Here is a 19,399-nt window from a genome sequence, read left to right on the forward strand (position 1 = left end):
TGGATGGTAAGTGGCCCGAAGGGCCACCCTTCCAGCCCATCAACCTCACCTGTCCCAAGCAAGAATCCGCTGCGCCACACCCGGGCCGCCGCCCGATAGCCAGCCAAATTTTTTCTCGACGGGCCCCGGTGTCAAGGATCGCCGCAGGCGACCGGCGAAGCCGGCGGCCGAAGGCCGTCCTTTACTCCGGGGTCTGGCGAGAAGACCCTCCAAGAACGGGTCGGCGGCCCACGCCAACCCCGAAGAACAGCCCCCAAGAAGGGGTGAAGACAGACCCAGACTCAACCGAAGTCGATGAGCCGCCCATCCTCATGCATCACACAACCCCGCCCGATCCAAGCAACCGCATGTTCCTTGTCCCCGACAGCAATATGCGAATAGCTAGGCGGAACCCAGACGAGCTCATACTCGACGTCACCCAGCGCCGCCTCGGTAGCCCGGACGGCATCGTCGGAGGGGTCGAGGGTGCGTACGGCCTGTTCGACGGAGTCGAAGTATTTTCGGCCGGCCTCGGAGAGCTCCTTGGCGCACCAAGCGCACGTGCCCAGCGTCTCGATCTGTGCGGCGGTTGCCCTGATCGGTGCGTCGAGGCCGAGGAGCTGGGGGCAGGCCCGGACATGCAGGAGACGACCCGTCGCGTGTGCGACGAAGAGGGTCTCGGGGGTGTCGGAGGGCATCTCCGGAGCCTAGGGGAGGGAGGCATGCCCCGGGAGGTACCTGGGGCGAATTCAGGACGTTCGGCCCCCGTGATCACTGTGGTCCAGGTCACGTACGATCCGGGGTATGGCGCATTACCAACAGCGCGGGCACATCCCGCCCAAGCGGCACACCCAACACCGCGACGGAGAAGGGAATCTCTACTACGAAGAGCTCATGGGCGAGGAGGGGTTCTCCTCGGACTCCTCCCTGCTCTACCACCGCCACATCCCCTCGGCGGTGAAGGACGTACGCATCTGGGAGCTGCCCGACCACAGCACCACCCCCAACCATCCGCTGCGCCCGATGCACCTCGGGCTTCACGACCTCTTCCCTGGTGACGAGTGGAAGCGTCACGACGCGGTGACCGGGCGCCGGCTGGTGCTTGGCAACGGCGACGTACGTCTTCACTATGCGGTGGCGGGGGAGACCTCGCCGCTCTACCGCAACGCGATCGGCGACGAGTGTGTCTACGTCGAGTCCGGGACCGGCGTCGTCGAGACGGTCTTCGGCGACCTGATGGTGGGGGAGGGTGACTACGTGGTGATCCCGCGTGCCACCACCCACCGCTGGGTGCCGGTCGGCGACGCTCCGCTGCGGGTCTACGCGATCGAGGCGAACTCCCACATCGCCCCGCCGAAGCGCTACCTCTCCCGGTTCGGCCAGTTCCTCGAGCACGCCCCGTACTGCGAGCGGGACCTCCGGCTCCCGACCGAACCGCAGACCGTGGACGCGACCGAGGCGGAGGCCCAAGGAATTGAGGTCTTTATCAAGCACCGCGGCCCGGGCGCCGGCGGCATCGCCGGCTCGGTCCACGTCCTCCCGCACCACCCGTTCGACGTGGTCGGCTGGGACGGCTGCCTCTATCCGTACGTCTTCAACATCGCCGACTACATGCCGATCACCGGCAAGGTCCACCAGCCGCCGCCCGCGCACCAGGTCTTCGAGGGCAACAACTTCGTGATCTGCAACTTCGTGCCCCGCAAGGTCGACTACCACGAGCTCGCAGTGCCGGTGCCCTATTACCACTCCAACGTCGACTCCGACGAGGTCATGTTCTACGTCGGTGGCGACTACGAGGCCCGCAAGGGCTCCGGCATCGGCATCGGCTCGATCACCCTCCACCCCGGAGGCCACGCCCACGGGCCGCAGCCGGGCGCGATGGAGCGCAGCCTCGGCGCGGAGTTCTTCGACGAGCTCGCGGTCATGGTCGACACCTTCCGGCCCCTGGAGGTCGGTGAGGCCGGCGCCACGGTCGACGACGGCAAGTACGCCTGGACCTGGGCGGGAGGCCGCCAGTGACATCGTGGCTGGACATCAACAACAGTCAGTTCGGCCTCGAGGCTCTTCCGTACGCCACCTTCCGCACCTCCGCGGACTCCACCCCGCGACTCGGGGTACGGATCGGTGACCTGGTGCTCGACGTCGCCGCGGCGGCCGAGGGCCTGGCCGGGCACTGCGAGGGTGGCCTCGACGGGCTGCTCGCCTCGGGCCCGGAGGTGTGGGCGCAGGTGCGCGCGGAGGTGACCCGGCTGCTCAGCGACCCCGCCTGCGAGGCCGAGGTCAGGCCGCACCTGGTGCCGATCGAGGACACCGACCTGCTGCTGCCGTTCACGGTGGCCGACTACGTCGACTTCTACGCCTCCGAGCACCACGCGTCCAACGTCGGGAAGATGTTCCGTCCCGACTCCGAGCCGCTGACGCCCAACTGGAAGCACCTGCCGATCGGCTACCACGGCCGCTCCGGCACGGTGGTCGTCTCCGGCACCGACGTCGTCCGGCCGACCGGGCTGCGGAAGACGCCCGACGGGATCGTCGACGGCCCCTCGATCCGGCTCGACATCGAGGCCGAGCTCGGGTTCGTGGTCGGCGTCGGCTCCGAGATGGCCCACCCGGTCCCGCTCGCCGAGGCCGCCGACCACATCTTCGGGATCACGCTCCTCAACGACTGGTCGGCGCGCGACATCCAGGCCTGGGAGTACGTCCCGCTGGGCCCGTTCCTCGGCAAGTCGTTCGCCACATCGATCTCGCCGTGGGTCCTCCCGCTCGCCGCACTCGAGGCGGCCCGGGTCCGGCCGCCGGAACGCGACGTTCCGCTGACCGGCTACCTGGACGACTCGGCGCTGGAGCCCTGGGCCCTCGACCTCGCCCTCGAGGTCCGGCTCAACGGTTCGCTGGTCTCCGAGCCTCCGTTCGCCACCATGTACTGGACCGCGCCGCAGATGCTCGCGCACATGACCGCCAACGGCGCCTCGCTGCGCGTCGGCGACCTGTTCGCCAGCGGCACGATCAGCGGCCCCGAGCCGGGCCAGCGCGGCTCGCTGCTCGAGCTCAGCTGGTCGGGGGCCGAGCCGTTCAAGCTGGACGACGGGTCGATGCGTACGTTCCTGGAGGACGGCGACGAGGTGACCATCACCGCCACCGCGCCCGCGCCGGGCGGCGGCCGGATCGCGCTCGGCGAGGTCAGCGGGCGGATCCTGCCCGCGAAGGAGCGTGCATGACGTCGGTCTACGAGTTCTCGCCCCGCTACTTCGAGGTCGACATGCAAGGGGTGATGTTCAACAGTTGGTACCTCGGCTACGTCGACGAGGCGATGAACCACTTCATCGACGCCCGCGGGGTGCCCTACTCCCGCTGGCAGGAGCTGGGGGTCGACGCCCACCTCGCCCACGCCGACCTGGACTGGAAGGCCGGCATCGGCTTCGGTGACCGCGTCCAGGTGCCGGTGCGCACCACTCGGATCGGCACCAAGAGCTTCACGCTCGAGTTCGAGTTCCGCCGGGGCGAGGACGTCACCTGCGCCGTGTCGGTCGTCTACGTGGTCGTCGCCGCCGACGGCTCGGGGTCGACCGCCATCCCGCCGGAGATCGTCGCCGCGATCGAATAGTCGCGCAAGAACGGTCAAGCGAATCCGGAGCCGTCGGTGTGAGACTCGTCGTGTGCTCGAGACAGACGAAGAGATCGCCGACCTGCAACGCCTCCTGGACGCCTCGATCGGCCGCGCGAGCGGCCATCTGACCGGCATCGTCAACGACCAGCAGCGCCTGAACGCCCGTCAGCTCGTCACCGAGCTGACGGGCATGAAGGTGCTGGTGCTGGCCACCGTGACCGCCCGCGGTGAGCCGCGGACGAGCTGCGTCGACGGCCACTTCGTGCACGGTCGCTGGCTGTTCGGGACCTCTCCCACCGCCATCAAGGCCAAGCACATGCTCGCCCGCCCCGCCGTCAGCGCGACCCACGTCGACGGGGAGCGCATCGGCGTCTTCACCCATGGCAGCGCGCACGTGGTCTCCGAGGGGCCGGAGTTCGAGGACCACAACGCCTACTTCACCAAGTTCTACGGCTCGGACCCGCAGACCTGGGAGGGACCGGGTGTCGTCTACGCCACCATCGAGCCGAGCTGGATGGTGGCGTACGCCGCGGAACCCGCCTCGTTCCCGGGCTGAGTGCCTTACTCGGCGCCACGAACAAGGCTCTTCTTGATCTCGGTCTTGAGCACCTTGCCGACCTTGGATCGCGGCAGGTCCGGCCAGACCTCGATCTGCTTGGGGGTCTTGACCGCGCCGATCCGCTCCTTGACGTAGGCCTTGAGCTCGGCGACGTCGACCTCGGCGCCGGGCCGGGGCAGGATGACGGCGGTGACACGCTCGCCCCATTTCTCGTCGGGAAGGCCGATCACGGCGCAGTCGGCGACGGCGGGGTGAGTCATCAGCGCCTGCTCGACCTCGGTGGAGTAGACGTTGAACCCGCCGGTGATCACCATGTCCTTGGCGCGGTCGACGATGTGCAGGAACCCGTCCTCGTCGAGGAACCCGATGTCGCCGGTGTGGTGCCAGCCGTGCGCGCTCGCTTCGGCGGTCGCCTCGGGGTTGTCGAGGTAGCCGCGCATGACCAGGGAGCTGCGTACGACGATCTCGCCACGCTCACCGGAGCCGAGCAGCGCGCCGCGCTCGCCCATGATCGACACCGTCACCAGCGGTGCCGGACGACCGGCCGAGGAGAGGCGCTCGGTGGCGACGGTGCCGTCCTCGTGGAAGTGGTCGGCAGGCGCCATGGTCGCGATCATCATCGGCGCCTCGGTCTGCCCGAACAGCTGCGCCATCACCGGACCGATCCGGCTCAACGCCTCCTCCAGACGGGTCGCCGACATCGGCGCCGCGCCGTACCAGAAGCAGCGCAGCGAGTCGAGATCGGTCGACTTCAGCGCAGGGTGGTCCAGCACCAGGTAGATCAGCGTCGGCGGCAGGAACGTGTGGGTGACGTGGTGGTGCTCGATGTGCTCGAGGAACGCCCCCACGTCCGGCGTACGCATCACCACGATCTTGCCGCCCAGGCACAGCACCGGGAAGCACAGCACCCCGGCGGCATGGGTGAGCGGCGCGAGCGCGAGATAGGTCGGACGCTCAGGCGCCCCCGGCCACGGGTAGGCCATCAGGGTGATGGCCGACATCGTCTCCAGGTTGGCCCCGGTGAGCATGACGCCCTTGGGTCGCCCGGTGGTCCCGCCGGTGCCGACGACCATCGCGAGGTCGTCGATGTCATCAGCCGGCTCGAACACCTCGTCGGCGGAGCCGAGGAAGTCGTCCCAGCCGATCGCCCAGTCATAGGTCGCGTCGAGACAGACCAGGGTGGTCAGCTCCGGCAGCTCTCCGCGGATCTGGTCGACCAGGCCGGCGAAGGCCGACTGGAAGATCAGCGCCGAGCAGCCGAAGAGGTCGAGGAGCTCTCGGTTCTCCGCCGCCTCGCTGCGCGGGTTGATGGGGCACCAGACACCCCCTGCACGACTGATCCCGAAGACGGAGGCGAAGGCGACCGGGTCGTTGGCCGAGAGGATGGCGACCTTCGCGCCCGGGGCGACGCCGCGGGCCCGCAGGCCCGCGGCGACGCGCACCGAGAGATCGACGACCTCGGCGTACGACCAGGTCTCCTCGCCGCAGACGAGACAGGGCGCGTCGCCTCCGAGCGAGGCACCCTTGTCCAGATAGTCGACGAGCCGCATCGGGCCGCCCTCAGCCGCGCTGCCGGGTCACGACCGGCTCCGAGACCAGCCCGAAGGCCTGCAGCTGGCCGAGGAGCTCGCGGTGGCCGAACGCCTGGCAGCCCGAGGCGAAGCCCACCCGGCGAGGCGGCTGCTGCAGCAGCGAGTAGGCGACGTACGCCTGCAGCAGCCCGGTCTGCTTGTAGTTCTGGTTGCCGTGGATGACGCAGTGCGCGCGCCCCAGTGGGCCGGAGGCGTGGACCGAGTCGAGCGACTTGTTCAGCCGCGGGTTCTCGCGCGGCGGCATCTGGTTCATCACCTGGGCCGCCGTGGCGGTCAGCGCCTCGTCGCGCTGCTCGGCGTCCATGTCCTTGGTCGCCTCCAGCGCAGCCGCCACGATCTGCGGCACCCCGTTCATCAGCGCGGCGTTGAAGACGCCACCCTGGGCCTTGCAGCTGGCCACCTTCGGGTCGCGGCGGTACCAGACCGGGTGCGAGGTGCCGCCCCACGGCAGCGAGAGCGCCAGCTCGTGCTGGCCCGGCACCACCAGCGGGACCAGCCCGGCGGTGGGGTCGAACTCGACGTACGCGTTCTGCTCGAGGTAGTGAGCCTTCGAGGTCGCCGCGTTCACGAGGATCGTACGGGTCGAGGCGATCGTGGGGGAGCCGCCCCAGAAGACCGCGATGTCGAGGGTGTCGAGGCCGGGCTGCTCGAGGCAGATCTCGGCCGCGATCTCGCCGGTGGTGTACATCTGCGCGATGCCAGGCGCGAGCAGCAGGCCCTTGTCGGCGAAGCCCTCGCTGTACGTCTCGTCGCAGGTGATCAGCCAGTCCTGCTCGCCGGTGGTGTCGGTGTAGTGGACCCCGGCGGCCAGCGCGGCCTGGACGACCTCCGGACCGTACTGCGAGAACGGGCCGACGGTGTTGAGGACGACGCGTGCGCCGGTGAGCAGCTCGGTGAGCGCCTCGACGGAGTGCTCGACCTCGGCGATCTCGTAGTCGGCGGTCTCGATGCCGGGCACGTTGGCCGCCATCGAGGCGACCAGCTTGTCCTTGGAGCGGCCGGCGGCCACGAACGGCACACCGAGCTCGCGCAGGTATTCGCACACCAGCCGGCCGGTGTAGCCGGAGGCGCCGTAGACGACGACAGGCTTGTTCTGGCTCATGTTCACATCCCCATTCCGCCGTCGACCGCGAGGCCGACTCCGTTGACGAAGGCTGCCTGGTCGGAGGCCAGGAAGACGACCGCGTTGGCCATGTCCTCGACGGTGCCGAGGCGTCCCGACGGGGTCAGCTCGACGACGCCGCCGACGGCCGCCTCCGGCGACTCGAAGAGACCGAGCTGGGCGACGTCGTTGGCGAGCCCGGCACCCATCTCGGTCGGGACCAGTCCGGGGTAGATGCAGTTGACGCGTACGCCGTAGCCGAGCTTGCCGCTCTCCATCGCCGCCACGCGGGTCAGCCGGTCGACGGCGCTCTTGGTGGCCGAGTAGACCGAGATGCCGGGGAAGGCGATGGTGGCCGCGACCGAGGCGACGTTGACGATCACGCCGCCGTTGCCGGCGGCGCCGTCGGGCCGCATCGTACGAAGCCCGTGCTTGAGGCCGAGGGCGGTGCCGAGCACGTTGACCTCGAGCATCTTCTTCACGTCGTTCGGGTCGAGCTCGGTGACCAGGCTGGTGATCTCGACACCGGCGTTGTTGATCAGGATGTCGAGCCCGCCGAGTGCGTCGACCGCGGCGGCCGCGCCCGCCTCCCAGGAGGCGTCGTCGGTGACGTCGAGGTGCACGAATGTGCCGCCGATGGACTCGGCCACCTTGGCGCCCTGATCGTCCTTCAGGTCAGCGACGGCCACCTTGGCGCCGGCCGCCGCGAGCGCTCGGGCCATTCCCTCGCCCAAGCCTTGGGCACCGCCGGTGACGAGTGCTGTACGTCCACTCAGATCGGTCATCTGTGACTCCTTCGTCGCTGTGATCGGGCTCACAGACAATCGCGATTCTTGACGAGTGTCAAGATTTCTCTTGACGATTGACCAGAAAATGGTCCGGATGGCATCGAACGACGCACGGGAGGGGGTATCGTTTCCGCCCATGACCCAGGTCGCCGCACCCAAGTCGCCCCGCCGCACGCCTGCCGACAAGCACGACGAACGCCGCAAGGCGCTCGCCGAGTCGGCGCTGCGCACGCTGGGGGAGCTGGGCTACGCCCGCGCCAGCCTGCGGGAGATCGCCAACAACTCCGAGTTCAGCCACGGCGTCGTGCACTACTACTTCAACGACAAGCTCGAGCTGATCGTCTACTGCGTGCGCTACTACAAGCAGACCTGCGTCCACCGCTACGACGGTGTCGTCGCCGAGGCGACCTCTCCCGATGACCTCGTCCTCCGGTTCGGCGACAAGCTCGTCGAGACGATCGTCGAGGAAGCGCCGATGCACCGGCTCTGGTACGACCTGCGCTCGCAGTCCATGTTCGAGGAGAGCCTCCGCGAGGCGGTCACCCAGATCGACCAGAGCCTGGAGGACATGATCGCCCGGGTCGTGAACCGCTACGCCGCGCTCGCCGGCACCGAGCCCGCGATCGCGTCGCCGGTCGCCTACGGGATGTTCGACGGCGTCTTCCAGCAGGCGCTCCTGGGCTACCTCAACGGTCGCGACGGCGCCCTGGACGACCTGCGCAACCAGGTCGTCGGGCTGATGCCGATGCTGCTGGCGCAGCGTTCCGACATCACCACCAGCCACATGGCGGGCGAGCTGCCATGACACCGATGATCGGTCTGCCCACCGGAGCCGAGTGGGCTTCCCTGATCGGTGGCATCGTGCTGCTGCTGGTCTGGCTCGCACTCACCGTGTGGTGGCTGGTGATGCTGGTGCAGGCTCTCCGGACACCGGACAGCGTGTGGGCCGCGGCCGACCAGAGCAAGATCCTCTACGTCCTGCTCATTATCTTCCTCGGCTGGCTCGGGGCACTCCTCTACGTCATCATCGCCCGGCCCAGGCTCCGTTCCTGAGCCTCACACGACCATCGCGACCACGGCGGCCGCGGCGAGGACGGTCGCGGCGATGCGTACCCGCCCGATCGGCTCACGGAGCACCAGGGCCGCCGCGAGCGCGACCCAGATCAGGCTCGAGCTGCGCACCGCGGCCACCAGCGAGACCGGGGCGTGCAGGGTGGCGTAGAGGCTGAGGACGTACGAGGTGGGGATCAGCACCGCGAGCACGGCCACGGTCCGCGCGTGGATCCTGGCCTGGCGCAGCCCCTCGGCGTACTTCCCGTGCACGATGACGCTCCACAGCACGACCTGGATGACCGTGCCGACGGCGTAGTACGCGATCGGGTCGAGGCCGCGCTCGACGACCACCCAGCCGTCGTAGGTCGTGTAGCCGGCGATCGATACGGCGATGCAGGCCGACCACAGCAGCGGCTTCGCCTGCAGCGAACCCCGGGTGCGGACGGTCTCGAACAGCAGCGCCCCGACCGCCGCCGCCATCAGGAGTACGCCAACCCACTGAGCCCAGCTCAGCCACTGCCCGAGCACCACCATGCCGGTGAGCGCCACCACGACCGGGGCCAGACCGCGGGAGAGCGGATAGATCTGGCTGACGTCGAAGTCCTGGTAGGCGACCTGGACCAGGCCCATGGTCAACGCGTGCATCGCGGTGCTGCCGAGTGAGAGCAGGAGGAGCTCCCACGACACCGCGATCCCGTGCCCGCGCACGATCATCACCACCGCGGTGACCGTGACGACCAGGCAGCTCTCCACGATCGCCACCGCCCACAGCGCCGGCCGCCCTGCCGGCGCGATCGTCTTCGAGGCCGTGTTCCAAGCAGCGTGGGCGATCGCCGAGCCCAGGGCGAGAACGACTCCGAGCAGCAGCATTCGGGTGAGCCTACGGCGTCGCTGCGCGTCTGGTGCCCGGTCTCCTCCTAGGCTGGGCCACTCCAACCCCACAACACCGAGGACTTCTGTGATGGACCCCGTCGACCTGGCTCTGATGCTTCTCCGGCTCGCGGTGGGTGGCACGATGATCGCCCACGGCGTCAACCACTGGCGCGGAGGCGGCAAGATAGCCGGCACGGCGGGCTGGTTCGAGAGCCTCGGCCTGCGCCACGGCACCCTGCAGGCGTGGGCCAGCGTGGTGACCGAGATCGGTGCCGGCGTGCTGTTGATCCTGGGCCTGATCACGCCGCTGGCAGCGGCCGGCGTCGTCGCGGTGATGCTCGTCGCGGCGCTGCTCGCGCACCGCCCCAACGGGTTCTTCATCTTCAAGGACGGCTGGGAGTACGTCATGATCCTGGCCGTCGTCGCGGTCGTGCTCGGGGTCACCGGACCCGGGACGATCTCGCTCGACGCGGCCCTCGACATCGTCTACGACGGCTGGATCGGCGGCGCGGTCGCGCTCGGCGCCGGTGTCCTCGGCACCGCCCTGCTCCTCGCCGCGTTCTGGCGCCCGCAGCGGGACGAAGCTCCCGCGGAGGCCGAGGAGGAGTCGACCACGGAGGTCTGAGCCCGGCGCGACCAAAGTCGCGGGCCGCACCGACAGAAGGTCGATGTGGCCCGGCCGGCAGGTTCCTAGCCTGGATCCATGCGCTTCCCATGGTTGGCCCCCGCCGGACTTCTGGTCGCGATGCTCGGCCTGCTCGGGCTCGGTGTCGTCGGCCCGGCGGCCGCGGACGGTGGGCTCCGGATCCCGCCGGGAGTGCCGATCCTGTTGGTCGGTGCGGCCGTGACCTGGTGGTGGCGCGGCGCTTTCGGTGCCGTCCTCGGGCTGGTCGCAGTCAGCGTGGTGACGGTCGCCTCGATCGGCTCCGGCCTCGGACCGGACCTGATCGGCGACCGCGGGCTGCCGGTTGCCGTGGCGCGATGGGTCCAGATGGCGGGGCTGGCTGCTGCGGCGTACGCCTTGGTCCGGCGGCTGGCGGCGCGTCGGTCGCCGGAGGGGGCAGCCGGTGAACGTCCTCGCCGCGACCGGAGCAAGGTGCTCCAGATCGCGGGCCTGCTGGTGCTGTGCGGGATCGGGGCCGAGCTGTTGGCGGCGTACTCGGACAGCACCGGCGACCCGGGAGGGATCGCCTTCTCACTGGTCTTCTTCGGCGCGCTCTACGGCGCGCCGGCGCTGCTGGGCCGGGAGCTGGCGCGTCGCCTCGGCTGGGGCTGGCCGAGCCTGCTGCTGGTCTTCGCGGCGCTGGGTACGGCACAGGCCGGTCTCATCGACCAGTCGCTGTTCAGCGCCGACTACGGCGGCTACGAGGGATGGGAGGAGAACCGCGAGCCGACTCTCATCCCAGCCATCGGGCTCAGCGGCTACAACGCCTACTCGTTCATCGTCGGCCACGTGATCTTCAGCTTCGCCGCGCCTGTCGCGCTGGCCGAGGCGTGGGTGCCCGCTCGGGCCCGGAAGCCGTGGCTCGGGCCGATCGGCATCACCTTCGCCGCGATCGCGTACGCCGTCGCCGCCGCGCTGATCGTGAGCGACCCGGAGTCACGGTCGGGGAGCCAGGGCCAGCTGCTCGGCACGGCCGCGGTGGTCGGCGCTCTGGTGCTCTTGGCCGTCATCGTCGGACGGCGCCGCCAAGGGGACCACGCCGGGGCACGTGGGGTCTCGGTCTGGTTGGTTCTCGGCGTCGCGTTCGTTCTCGCGTTCGTACCTGATCTGATGCCTGCGACGTGGCTGGGCGTGGTCGCCGCGATGACCGCGACGGCGACAATCGGGGTCCTGGTCCTGCTTGCCGCCAGGACGCGAGCATGGACCGTCCGGCACTCGGCGGCGGTCGGTGCGGCCTTCCTGCTCGAGCGGGGGTTGCTGGCCTTCACCTACTTCCCCCTCATCGGCGACGTCGCGCCGGGGCCGAAGTACGCGCACAACGTCGTCATGCTCGTCATCGTGCTGCTCGCGACGTGGCTGGCGCTGCGCGGCCGGGTCTCGGCTAACGGCGCGATCGGATCCCGAGCCGAGCGGTCTCCCCGGTGGCAGAGCGCTCGAGCGCGGCGATGAGGGTGCGGGCGTCGTAGCGGCCCTCGTGGCGGTGTGACCCGACGAAGAACGTCGGGGTGCCGCGGGCGCCGCTGGCGTTGGCCGAGGCCATGTCCTCGCGGACGTGCTCGGCCAGCGCCGGATCCTCGAGGTCGCGGAGGAACTGCTCGACGTCGAGCCCGAGCACACCGGCGTAGCCCGCCAGGTCCTGGTGCTCGAGCTCGTTCTGATGCTCGAAGAGGTGCTTGTGCATCTCCCAGAACTTGCCCTGCCGGGCGGCCGCCTCGGCGGCGACGGCGGCCAGCTCGGCATGCGGGTGCTGGGTGAGAGGCAGGTGGCGTACGACGTAGCGGATCCGGGGCCCGAAGTAGTCCCGGACCTCGTTCGCGGTGCCGGTGGCACGGGCGCAGAAGGGGCACTCGTAGTCGAGGTACTCGACCAGGGTGACCTCGGCGTCCTCGGCGCCATAGACGTGGTCGCGCTCCGGGTCGACCGGGGGAGAGAGCAGCTTCGGCAGGGCCGCGTCCCGCTGCCCGAGGAAGCGTGCGGCGACCTGGAAGATCACCCAGCCGAGCGCGGAGGCGAGCACCACGGAGATGAGTACGCCGACGATCGCGTCGCGCTGCAGCGTCTCGGAGTCGAAGGCGAGAGTGGTGATCAGCAGCGCGACGGTGAAGCCGATCCCCGACAGCGCCGCGCCGCCGAGAACATGGCCGCCACCGACGCCCTGGGGCAGCCTTCCGAGCCGCAGCCGCGTGGCGACGAGCGCGCCGCCGCCGATCCCGAGGGTCTTGCCCAGGACCAGGCCGGCCACGACCCCCCATGTCACCGGCGAGCGCAGCGCCTCCCCGAGCACGCCGTTGCGCAGGTCGACGCCCGCGTTGGCGAGCGCGAAGACCGGCACGATGAGATAGCTCGTCGGCACGTGCAGCGTCTCCTGGAGGCGCTCGTTGACCGAGATCGTGCGGGTCAGCTCGTCGCGGGTCTCGCGCTGCAGGGTGGGCAGCGGGGACTGCCGGAACGCCCGGAACCGGGAGGTCGCGACCTCCATCTGGGCCCGGGTCGGCTCCGCGGCCGGCACCAAGAGGCCGGCCAGCATCCCCGCGATCGAGGCATGCAGCCCCGCGCCGAGCGTGGCCACCCAGGCGATCAGGACGAGGAGTACGTAGGGCCCGGCCCGCCACACCTTCACCCGGTCGAGCACGAAGATCCCGATCAGGGCCAGCCCGGCCACGACCAGCGGACCGACCTCGAGATTCTCGGTGTAGGCGACCCCGATCACGCTGACCGCGACGATGTCGTCGATGACGGTCAGCGTGAGCAGGAAGATGCGCAGCTGGGTCGAGACCGCAGGCCCGACCAGCGCCAGCATCCCGAGCAGGAACGCGGTGTCGGTGCCGATCACGATGCCCCACCCGCGCGCCGCCTCACCGGAGGGGTTCAGCAGTAGGTAGATCATCGCCGGCAGCAGCAGGCCGCCCGCACCGGCGATCAGCGGGACCACCATGCGGCGGCGGTCGGTGAGCTCGCCGACGGCGAGCTCGCGGCGTACCTCCAGACCGACGACGAAGAAGAAGACCACCATCAGGCCGTCGTTGACCCAGTGGTGCAGGTCCATCGAGAGGCCGACGTCGCCGAACCGGACCGAGAACACCGTCTCCCACAGGTGCTCGTAGCCGTGGGACCACGGCGAGTTGGCCCAGGCCAGCGCCAGCAGCGAGGCGATCACCAGCAGCGTGGCGCTCGTCGACTCCAGATGCATGAAGTGCCGCAGCCTGGTGCCGAGCTGCCCGGTCAGGTCCTCGTCACGGCGGCACTGTGTCTGCTGTTTCCCCACGGAATGATCCTAGGCCGGGTCCGAGCCGTGATCTGTCGCTGTCCGCGTGAGAGTCGCCTCAGCGCCGCACGGCGACCAGGCCGGCGAGCGTGCCTTGGAGCAGGGTGCCGTCGGGGAGGATCGTGCCGACCATCTGCAGCGTGTTGGCCAGAGGCCCGAGACCGAGGAAGGTCTCGGAGAGGATCTGGCCGTCGGCCGGGTCGATCCTGGCCAGGCGCCAGGTCAGCCCGCTGCCGCGGCGGGTGACGGTGTAGAGGACGTTCTCGCCGCGGGAGAGCCGGGGGACCGCGGCCGAGGGCACCTCGTTGCGCCAGACCGACTCACAGGCGCCGGAGCGCTCGTCGACGTCGATGCGCTCCATGCCGCCGGCGAAGTCGGCCTTCGCCGGTACGGACTCGCCCGCGTCCTCGGTCGCCTGCGCGGGGTAGGGATAGCCGTAGGTGCTGGCGATGTAGACCGAGTTCCCCCAGGCCACGGGGGAGTTCTCGGTACCGCTGCTCTCGTCGGTGAGGATCGGGAGCCGGCAGACCTCCCGTCCGTCGTGCGCCCGATAGACGAGGAGGTTCTCGCGCGGGGCGGCGTTGTCGGTGATGACCACGAACTCTGCCCCCGTGCGTTTGCCGAAGAACGTCGGCGTCGACCCGCTGCCGTGGCTGAGCTGTCCAGGCTTGCGGGCCTCTCCGCGGTCATAGGGCTGCCGCCAGACGGTCCGCACGGCGTCGCCGTCGCCGTCGGCACGCAGGAGGTACGTCGCGTGGTCGGTCGTCACCGCGATCCCGCTGGGGGCGCTGGAGATGGAGTTGGCGACCTTCTCGTCGCCGGCGCCGAGGCTCGCGATGACGACGTCGCCGTCGGGGGTGACGTACCCGGCGCGGCCCTGGGCGGTCGCGAACCAGACGTTGGCGTCATAGCCCGGTCCGACGGTGGTGACCGCGTCGCCCTCCGGCAGGTTCACTGGCACCTCGCGCTCCACGTCGATCGACCAGCGGAGGCCGGACCGGGAGTGCGCCAGCCAGAGCAGGGAGCCGGATCCGTCCACGGTGACGAGTCGCGACTCGTTGTCGACGTAGGCGTAGACGCCGCCGAGTAGCGAGCCGGCCGAGAGGTGGCGGCGGGCGACCGGGAGCAGCGTGGTGGGGTCGAGGAGGTAGAGGCTGGGCGCCCGGTCGATGTACTCGGTGCACAGCGCCTGCACCATGCCGTCGGCACCGCTGAGGATCGTCGGGCACACCGCGGGCAGCGGCACCGCCTGTGCGGGGAAGGGGGCGGCTCCCGGTCCCTCGAACGGAGTCGTGTCGGACGCCCCGGCGTCGCCGTGCATGTTCCAGGTGCCGTCCGGACCGGCGTACGGGTTCGGTGGCATGGCTGCGCCGGCCGCTGGGCCGACTGCCGGGCCGGCGATGAGGAAGACGAGGGCCAGAAGGACGGTGGCGGGCGCGCTCCGGCAAATCATGGGGAGGATCTAAGCACGAGTAAGTCGAGCGGGTCGGTCGAAGATCATGTGGCGGTCGCCACAGGCGTTACACGAATGTCCAACAGATGCGTGACCTGTCACCCACATCGTCGTTAGCCCCTCTGACGGCGGGTAACAACCGGATGGCAGTGCCGAACCAAGTGGCGCGACCCGGTGCTCAGCCGTACATGGGGGCTTACGGCGTATGCGTCCGGGTGATGACAGACGCAAACACGCACATCGTGGACATAGCCCGATCGAGCTATGTCCAATAGGTCCTACGACTCATATTTTGTAGAGGATAAAGTCCTTTCAAGTCTTCCTTGAAAGTCTGGATGGGAGTTAGATGGGCAACATGACAACTAGGCGTTCTCGGCCCGGCCGCCCTAGGCATGTTCCCGATTCAGGTACGACCTCACCGCGCGACCAGATCCTGGATGCCGCTTCGCGGCTGTTCGTCTCCCAGGGTTTCGCGGCGACGTCTACCCGCGAGATCGCCGACATGGTCGGGATCCGTCAGGCATCCCTCTACTACCACTTCGCGGGGAAGGACGAGATCCTCGGCGAGCTGCTCCGCCGGTCGGTTCGACCGACCACGGACAAGGTCGAGAAGATCCTCGACCGTGTGCCGCCGCTCGACTACGAGACCGCGCTCTACCTGCTGGTCCTCGTCGACGTACGCACCCTCGCCGACGTTCCGCACAACGTCGGCATGCTCTACCAGCTCCCCGACGTGGCCAAGTGCGAGGTCTACGACGAGTTCCGCAACGAGCACGCGGAGCTGGCCGGCCACTATGCACACCTGGCCGGCGAGATCGCCTCCAAGACGGTGCGCTCGACGGTCAGCCGCAAGCAGCTGGGTGACCTGCTCATCCAGCAGGTCGAGGGCGTGATCAACATGCGCACCGAGGACCCGAACCGTCGGATCCCGTGCCGCGAGGCTTGGGCGATCGCCGCCACCTGCCTGCGGATCTGCGACGTGCCGCAGGAGAAGATCGACGCCGCGGCGCCCATCGCCATCGAGCTGCTCCCGCAGTTCATCGACGAGAAGGTCGCCGAGCCCGCCTGAGGCGCATAACCCGGTGGACTCGGGTGCGCGCGTACGTTTCGATGTGGGCATGACCCTCTTCGTCTCGCACACCACCATCGACTGCCACGACGCGTACGCGCTCTCGGAGTGGTGGAAGGCTCTGCTCGGCTACGTCGACGTGGAAGGCGACCCGAACCTGCCCGGTCACGAGGAGTGCATGATCCTCGACCCGGAGTCCGGCCACCAGCTGCTGTTCATCGAAGTGCCCGACCAGGAGCTTCCCGCCAAGCGGATCCACCTCGACCTGCGCCCGCGCACCGGCACCCGCGACGAGGAGGTCGAGCGGCTCCTCGAGCTCGGCGCGACCCAGATCGCCGACCATCGTGGCAAGTACGGCCCCGGGACCGGCTGGGTGCACTTCGCCGATCCCGAGGGCAACCAGTTCTGCGTGCTGCGTTCCGAGGCGGAGGTCGCCACGCAGGAGGCGCAGGTCTCAGGGACGTAGTAGCTCATACATGCTGGAGAACCCCTGGTCGCCGTGGCCCTGGGCGATCCGGCCGTCCATCAGCGACTTCACCTCCCGCATCCGTACGGCCTCGACGCCGGTCGACTCCCGGTGCCCGATCAGGTCGTCCATGAGTGCTGCCTGGACGTCGAGCGAGCCGAGGTCGGGGCCGTACGTCCCGCTCTTGATCGCGCCCGTCATCATCTGCAGCAGGCCGGCGTAACCGTTCAGCGACCCGGCGAGCCGCTCGGTGAAAGCCTCCAGGTTCATGCCCTCCCTCTCGACCAGGTTGAGGGTGTGCAGGAAGCCCATCAGGAACTCGTAGCCCATCGCGACCTGGGCGTTGAACTCCACGGCCGCGAACCCGGCGTCGGGTCCGTGGTAGAGGACTGTGCCGAGCTCCCGCAGCGCCGGCTCGGCGGTCTCGAAGGCGTCGCGGTCCCCGCTGAAGGCCAGGGACACCTTGGGTGTGCCGACATCGGGCGGGTCTCCCATGATCTTCCCGTCGACGTACGCCGCGCCGTGCTCGGCCGCCCATGTCTCGTTGGCCCGCGCCTGAGCGGGGGAGCCGCTGGTCAGGCTGACCAGGGTGTGGCCGACCGCTGCCTGTCCGACCGACGCCAGGACGTCCTCGACCGCGGTGTTGTCCAGCAGGCTGAGGATCGTCAGTGGGCTGGCCGCCACCGCCTTCGCGGCGGTGGACGCGACGACGGCTCCCGCGTCGGCGAGCGCCTCGGCCTTGTCGGCCGTCCTGTTCCAGACCGTGGTCCGGTAGCCGCGTTCGAGGTATGCCCGGGCGACCGCAGATCCCATGTTGCCCATCCCGATCACGGTCACGGAGGGTCGGTCGTTGCGTTCCGTCATGGTCCAGCTCCATCTCTTATCGGTGTGCCTCCATGCTCGAAGATGAAGCCGACTTGAGGTCAAGGGAGTACGACTTCATCGAACCTGCGCCTCGGCGCAGCGCGCTTCGCCTACGATGAGCTCGGGTTTCGACAAGCCGTTCGAAATTGACACAAACCGTGTGAAATCGAGCCGACAGGATCTCCGAATGGCGCCTGCATCCGCTGAAGCGACGAGCCCTCCGGCGGCGCCACCTGGATGGGTTCCGGCAGATCGTCGCTGGTGGGGGTTCGATCGGCTGAGCCTGCGCCCGGCCCTTGCCGTCCTGGCGTTCGTGCTGGTCGCGCACTTCGGCCTCCCCGCGATCAATGCCGCGTTGTCGTACGACGAGGTGACGGCGGCGGGCGACCGGATGCTGCTGTCGTCGGGGGTGTCGTTCGCCGCCGCGCCGGGGTGGAGCATCGAGTCCGGCATCGTGGAGGGTGACGAGCCGGTGAGCGGCTCGCTGCCTCGGACGACGGTCCTGACTTCGGAGGAGGTCTCCTTCACGGTCACCGTCGGGGCCTTCGACGGCGACCTACCCGGGCTGATGAGGCAGCTGAAGAAGACGACCGACGCCACCGGCGGCGGGTTTCACATCACCGGCGCGCCGCACGGCATCCGCAGCGGCGACGGCGAGGACGGCCTGCTCGCGCGCTACGGCGGCGTCGGCACGGACGGTGTGCTGGCGGCGTACCTCCACGACGGCACGGGAGTCGAGGTCACCTCGACCGGTCCGGCCGACACCGACCAGGATGTCGCCGTGCAGGTCTCGGCGATGATCCTCAGCGTCGAGTTCGAGGAGGAGAGCGCGTGAGCACCTCATCGTCCGTCGATCTCGTCGCCCTCGACCAGGAGCGCAGTGCCGCCATCGCTGCGTACGGTTGGGGTGCTCGTGTCCGCTTCTTCCAACCACGCAACCTCGCCTTCTGGGTCTGGGGTGTCTTCGTGGTGTGGGGTGGTTGGTACAACCTGCAGTCGACGATCGCCGCCCGTTACTACGCGCCCGCGATCGGGCTCGCGCTCGTCGTCTTCGCGATCTACGGGGCGGTGTTCTGGTGGTTCACCCAGCACATCGACCGCTACGCATCCCATCCCGCGCTCCTGCGGGTGATGGCCTTCCTGTGGGGCGGGTTCGCCGCGACCTTCGCGATCGCGCTGCCGGCCAACGACGCGCTGCTCGGCATCTACGCGAAGCTCTTCGGGCAGCCCTTCGCCATGGACTGGGGGCCAGCTCTGGCCGCGCCGTTCACCGAGGAGTGGGGGAAGGGGGTGGGCATCGTCCTGCTCGTCGCGCTGGCTCCCGGCGTGATGCGCACGGCCTACGACGGCTTCGTGGCCGGCGCCTTCCTCGGCCTGGGATTCCAGATCCTCGAGGACGTCCTCTACGTGTCCCAGTCCGCACCGACCCAGTTCGGCGCCAACCAGATCGAGGCATCGCTGTCGACCTTCGCCGTACGGATGGCGTCCGGGATCGGCTCGCACATCTTGTTCAGCGCGATCTTCTGTACGGGGCTGATCTACGCGCTCGGTCTGCCTGAGCAGCCGCGCCGTCTGGGTCGGGGGATCGGGCTGATCCTGCTGGCGATGGTGCTGCACGGCACCTGGGACGGACAGGCGGCGATCGTCGCCAGCCTGTTCAGCGGCACTGCTGCGGCCGTCGCGCAGGTGGTGCTGATGGCCGGCCTGCCGTTGATCGGGATCGCCATCGTGATCCAGGTCTTCCGCCTGGCCGTCTCCGGGGAGAGGGCCAGCCTCCATCCGATCCTGACTCCGGAGGTGGCCCGCGGCGTGCTGACCCAGGCTGAGGCCGACGCCGCGGCCGGTGATGGCAAGGCACGCCGGCGCTACCGCACGAGTGGCCATGGGCTGGGTCGGCGCCGCCGCAACGGCCAGGTGCTCGAGGCGGTCTTCGACCTGGCCCATGAGCTCGGACGGTCGGGAGGCGACAGCGACGATCGGGTCGAGTTCGCCCGCGCCGAGGTCCTCAGGCTGCGTTCCAGAGAATCCTGAGCGCGAGCCATGACCTGAATCGAGAGTCGCTGTG

At 69.3% G+C, this 19,399-nt stretch carries 20 protein-coding genes; 12 read left to right on the forward strand and 8 right to left on the reverse strand.

Annotation, left to right across the window (positions count from 1 at the left end):
• Positions 1 to 281 precede the first annotated feature (281 nt).
• Entirely contained in the window at positions 282 to 677 is a 396-nt protein-coding gene (locus OG801_RS26810) for a hypothetical protein (protein ID WP_406032075.1), read from the reverse strand.
• Between the two features lie 106 nt (positions 678 to 783).
• On the opposite strand from OG801_RS26810, the gene OG801_RS26815 reads away from it, so the two are divergent.
• The 4 genes from OG801_RS26815 to OG801_RS26830 are packed head-to-tail and all read left to right on the forward strand — an operon-like array spanning position 784 to position 4,142.
• Positions 784 to 1,998 (forward strand): homogentisate 1,2-dioxygenase, encoded by a 1,215-nt coding sequence (locus tag OG801_RS26815; RefSeq protein WP_406032076.1) that lies wholly within the window; start codon positions 784 to 786, stop codon positions 1,996 to 1,998.
• Positions 1,995 to 3,197 carry a fumarylacetoacetase gene (fahA, locus tag OG801_RS26820; RefSeq protein WP_406032077.1) on the forward strand — a complete coding sequence of 401 codons (1,203 nt, stop codon included), beginning with the start codon at positions 1,995 to 1,997 and terminating at the stop codon, positions 3,195 to 3,197. The genes OG801_RS26815 and fahA overlap by 4 nt, the downstream gene beginning before the upstream one ends.
• Positions 3,194 to 3,583: an acyl-CoA thioesterase gene (locus tag OG801_RS26825; RefSeq protein ID WP_406032078.1), complete on the forward strand. Its 390-nt coding sequence runs from the start codon at positions 3,194 to 3,196 to the stop codon at positions 3,581 to 3,583. Before fahA ends, OG801_RS26825 begins: the two co-directional genes overlap by 4 nt.
• Positions 3,584 to 3,635: 52 nt before the next feature.
• A complete protein-coding gene (locus OG801_RS26830) occupies positions 3,636 to 4,142 on the forward strand; it encodes a pyridoxamine 5'-phosphate oxidase family protein (protein WP_406032079.1) in 507 nt (168 codons plus the stop codon).
• A 5-nt stretch (positions 4,143 to 4,147) separates the two neighbouring features.
• Here the strand turns inward: OG801_RS26830 and OG801_RS26835 are convergent, their stop codons facing one another.
• Genes OG801_RS26835 through OG801_RS26845 form a run of 3 tightly spaced genes read right to left on the reverse strand, consistent with a single transcriptional unit; the run spans position 4,148 to position 7,624 of the window.
• Positions 4,148 to 5,695 carry an acyl-CoA synthetase gene (locus tag OG801_RS26835; RefSeq protein WP_406032080.1) on the reverse strand — a complete coding sequence of 516 codons (1,548 nt, stop codon included), beginning with the start codon at positions 5,693 to 5,695 and terminating at the stop codon, positions 4,148 to 4,150.
• Between the two features lie 10 nt (positions 5,696 to 5,705).
• A complete protein-coding gene (locus OG801_RS26840) occupies positions 5,706 to 6,839 on the reverse strand; it encodes a DUF5938 domain-containing protein (RefSeq protein ID WP_406032081.1) in 1,134 nt (377 codons plus the stop codon).
• A 2-nt stretch (positions 6,840 to 6,841) separates the two neighbouring features.
• Complete coding sequence (locus OG801_RS26845) at positions 6,842 to 7,624, reverse strand: SDR family NAD(P)-dependent oxidoreductase (protein WP_406032082.1); 783 nt, start codon at positions 7,622 to 7,624, stop codon at positions 6,842 to 6,844.
• Between the two features lie 139 nt (positions 7,625 to 7,763).
• Here OG801_RS26845 and OG801_RS26850 point away from each other — a divergent pair, with 139 nt between their 5' ends.
• Complete coding sequence (locus OG801_RS26850; protein ID WP_406032083.1) at positions 7,764 to 8,432, forward strand: TetR/AcrR family transcriptional regulator; 669 nt, start codon at positions 7,764 to 7,766, stop codon at positions 8,430 to 8,432.
• Positions 8,429 to 8,680, forward strand: coding sequence for a hypothetical protein (locus OG801_RS26855; RefSeq protein WP_406032084.1), 252 nt, complete (start codon positions 8,429 to 8,431; stop codon positions 8,678 to 8,680). The genes OG801_RS26850 and OG801_RS26855 overlap by 4 nt, the downstream gene beginning before the upstream one ends.
• Positions 8,681 to 8,683: 3 nt before the next feature.
• Here OG801_RS26855 and OG801_RS26860 read toward each other — a convergent pair whose 3' ends face one another.
• Complete coding sequence (locus OG801_RS26860) at positions 8,684 to 9,550, reverse strand: hypothetical protein (protein WP_406032085.1); 867 nt, start codon at positions 9,548 to 9,550, stop codon at positions 8,684 to 8,686.
• A 91-nt stretch (positions 9,551 to 9,641) separates the two neighbouring features.
• Here OG801_RS26860 and OG801_RS26865 point away from each other — a divergent pair, with 91 nt between their 5' ends.
• Complete coding sequence (locus OG801_RS26865) at positions 9,642 to 10,178, forward strand: DoxX family protein (protein ID WP_406032086.1); 537 nt, start codon at positions 9,642 to 9,644, stop codon at positions 10,176 to 10,178.
• A gap of 78 nt (positions 10,179 to 10,256) precedes the next feature.
• Positions 10,257 to 11,666 (forward strand): hypothetical protein, encoded by a 1,410-nt coding sequence (locus tag OG801_RS26870; protein WP_406032087.1) that lies wholly within the window; start codon positions 10,257 to 10,259, stop codon positions 11,664 to 11,666.
• Here the strand turns inward: OG801_RS26870 and nhaA are convergent.
• Both nhaA and OG801_RS26880 read right to left on the reverse strand, forming a co-directional pair.
• The gene (gene nhaA / locus OG801_RS26875) at positions 11,599 to 13,482 is read right to left on the reverse strand and encodes a Na+/H+ antiporter NhaA (RefSeq protein ID WP_355016992.1); all 1,884 of its coding nucleotides are present in this window, start codon (positions 13,480 to 13,482) and stop codon (positions 11,599 to 11,601) included. The two genes, OG801_RS26870 and nhaA, sit on opposite strands and share 68 nt — an antisense overlap.
• Positions 13,483 to 13,540: 58 nt before the next feature.
• Positions 13,541 to 14,935, reverse strand: coding sequence for a hypothetical protein (locus tag OG801_RS26880; RefSeq protein WP_406032088.1), 1,395 nt, complete (start codon positions 14,933 to 14,935; stop codon positions 13,541 to 13,543).
• 355 nt (positions 14,936 to 15,290) lie between these two features.
• Here OG801_RS26880 and OG801_RS26885 point away from each other — a divergent pair, with 355 nt between their 5' ends.
• A complete protein-coding gene (locus tag OG801_RS26885; protein ID WP_355016994.1) occupies positions 15,291 to 16,004 on the forward strand; it encodes a TetR/AcrR family transcriptional regulator in 714 nt (237 codons plus the stop codon).
• A gap of 49 nt (positions 16,005 to 16,053) precedes the next feature.
• A complete protein-coding gene (locus OG801_RS26890) occupies positions 16,054 to 16,470 on the forward strand; it encodes a VOC family protein (RefSeq protein ID WP_406032089.1) in 417 nt (138 codons plus the stop codon).
• On the opposite strand, the gene OG801_RS26895 is transcribed toward OG801_RS26890, so the two are convergent.
• The gene (locus OG801_RS26895) at positions 16,459 to 17,334 is read right to left on the reverse strand and encodes an NAD(P)-dependent oxidoreductase (RefSeq protein WP_406032090.1); all 876 of its coding nucleotides are present in this window, start codon (positions 17,332 to 17,334) and stop codon (positions 16,459 to 16,461) included. The genes OG801_RS26890 and OG801_RS26895 overlap by 12 nt on opposite strands.
• A gap of 187 nt (positions 17,335 to 17,521) precedes the next feature.
• On the opposite strand from OG801_RS26895, the gene OG801_RS26900 reads away from it, so the two are divergent.
• Together OG801_RS26900 and OG801_RS26905 are read left to right on the forward strand one after the other, a co-directional pair.
• Entirely contained in the window at positions 17,522 to 18,169 is a 648-nt protein-coding gene (locus OG801_RS26900) for a hypothetical protein (RefSeq protein WP_406032091.1), read from the forward strand.
• Complete coding sequence (locus OG801_RS26905; RefSeq protein ID WP_355016998.1) at positions 18,166 to 19,365, forward strand: PrsW family intramembrane metalloprotease; 1,200 nt, start codon at positions 18,166 to 18,168, stop codon at positions 19,363 to 19,365. Before OG801_RS26900 ends, OG801_RS26905 begins: the two co-directional genes overlap by 4 nt.
• Positions 19,366 to 19,399: the final 34 nt, after the last annotated feature.

The organism is Nocardioides sp. NBC_00163 (genome assembly GCF_045206295.1).
Taxonomy (GTDB): domain Bacteria; phylum Actinomycetota; class Actinomycetes; order Propionibacteriales; family Nocardioidaceae; genus Nocardioides.